Raw genomic sequence first — 1828 nt, 5'->3', positions numbered from 1 at the left:
CCGGTGTTGCAGAAAATGATTGCGACCAGCCTGGTCGGCGGGCTGTCCAGTCTGTTCACCGCGTACCTGAACGGGCAGCTCGGGGCCACCCGCAAGGAATTCATCGACTACTGCGTCAGCATGTTGTTCAACACGGCGGCCCCCTTTGTCCCCACGCCTGAGCTGGGGAAATCCGAGTAGGGGTTGTCACCGGGCGCGGATCGAACTGTGACCTGACGTGCGGCGAGGGAACTTGATGCTACTGAAGTACACAGATATATTGACTGCTACCAACCGACACAGATAACTGGAGGCAGTATGTCAGCCGAGCTGACCGACCTACAGCTGTTGCAGGAACTTGAACCGGCCGTCGAGAAATACCTGAACCGGCACGAAAGCAAACACAAGGACTGGAACCCGCACGACTACATCCCGTGGTCGGACGGAAAGAACTTCTACGCACTCGGCGGGCAGGACTGGCACCCCGAGCAGAGCAAGCTCTCCGACGTCGCCCAGGTGGCGATGGTGCAGAACCTGATGACCGAGGACAACCTGCCCTCTTACCACCGCGAGATCGCGATGAACTTCGGCTTGGACGGCGCCTGGGGCCAATGGGTCAACCGCTGGACCGCCGAGGAGAACCGGCACGGGATCGCGCTGCGCGACTACCTCGTGGTGACCCGCGCGGTTGACCCCTTCGAGCTGGAGAAGCTGCGAATGGAAGTGGTGAACCGCGGCTTCAGCCCGGGACAGAACCAACAGGTTCGAGAAGACCTCTTCGCCGAGAGCCTCTTCGATTCCATCACCTACGTCACCTTCCAGGAGCTGGCGACCCGGATTTCGCACCGCAACACCGGTAAGGCCTGCAACGAGACCATCGCCGACCAGCTGCTGGCCAAGATCTCGGCCGACGAGAACCTGCACATGATCTTCTACCGCGACGTCACCGAGGCCGGGTTTGAGATCGCGCCCAATCAGGTGATGAAGTCGCTGCACAAGGTGCTGCGCAACTTCCAGATGCCCGGCTACCAGGTGCCCGAGTTCCGGCGCAAGGCCGTCATGATCGCCGTCGGCGGCGTCTACGACCCGCGCATCCACCTCGACGAGGTCGTCATGCCGGTGCTGAGGAAATGGCGCATCTTCGAGCGCGAGGACTTCACCGGTGAAGCCGCCGCGTTGCGCGACGATCTCGCCCTGCTGATCAAGGAACTCGAGACGACCTGCGACAAGTTCGAGGTGTCCAAGCAGCGCCAGCTCGATCGGGAAGCCCGCACCGGCAAGAAGACGACGGCGTATGAGCTGCACCAGACCGCGGGCACGTTGACCATGAGCCGGCGGTAACCCAGCGGTGCGCATCGGTTCCATCGCGGTCGCCAGCCCCGTAGTGCTGGCGCCGATGGCGGGTGTGACCAACGTCGCATTCCGGACGTTGTGTCGTGAGTTGGAACAGTCGAAAGTCGGCACCGTCAGCGGGCTGTACGTCTGCGAAATGGTGACGGCGCGTGCACTCGTCGAGCGCCACCCCGTCACGATGCACATGACGACGTTCTCTGCGGACGAGTCTCCGCGCTCGCTGCAGCTCTACACCGTCGACCCCGCCACCACCTACGCGGCCGCCAGGATGATCGCCGACGAAGGCTTGGCCGACCACATCGATATGAACTTCGGCTGCCCGGTGCCCAAGGTGACCAAACGGGGCGGCGGAGCGGCCCTGCCGTTCAAGCGACGGCTGTTCGGCCAGATCGTCGCCGCGGCCGTGCGCGCCACCGAGGGCACCGCGATACCGGTGACCGTCAAGTTCCGCATCGGCATCGACGACGACCACCACACCCACTTGGATGCCGGCCGC

Annotated in this window: 2 protein-coding genes and 1 pseudogene; all 3 read left to right on the top strand. The window is 63.3% G+C overall.

Annotated elements, in window-relative coordinates; genetic code table 11:
* Window positions 1-180 (top strand): annotated as a pseudogene (locus A5744_RS06920) (TetR/AcrR family transcriptional regulator); the annotation flags it as partial.
* Window positions 181-297: 117 nt separating this feature from the next.
* A complete protein-coding gene (locus A5744_RS06915) occupies window positions 298-1320 on the top strand; it encodes an acyl-ACP desaturase (RefSeq protein WP_076059570.1) in 1023 nt (340 codons plus the stop codon).
* Between the two features lie 55 nt (window positions 1321-1375).
* The coding region (locus A5744_RS06910) for a tRNA-dihydrouridine synthase (protein WP_240562986.1) at window positions 1376-1828 on the top strand (453 nt) is incomplete at its 3' end.

Origin of the sequence: Mycobacterium sp. IS-1264 (genome assembly GCF_001954195.1) — a bacterium.
Taxonomy (GTDB): domain Bacteria; phylum Actinomycetota; class Actinomycetes; order Mycobacteriales; family Mycobacteriaceae; genus Mycobacterium.
Note: the sequence above shows the minus strand (reverse complement) of the source record. Positions and strands in the feature narration are given on the sequence as shown.

Excerpts from the sequence above, each read along its gene's own strand:
- A5744_RS06915 (WP_076059570.1), top strand. The coding sequence starts at position 298 with ATGTCAGCCGAGCTGACCGACCTACAGCTGTTGCAGGAACTTGAACCG.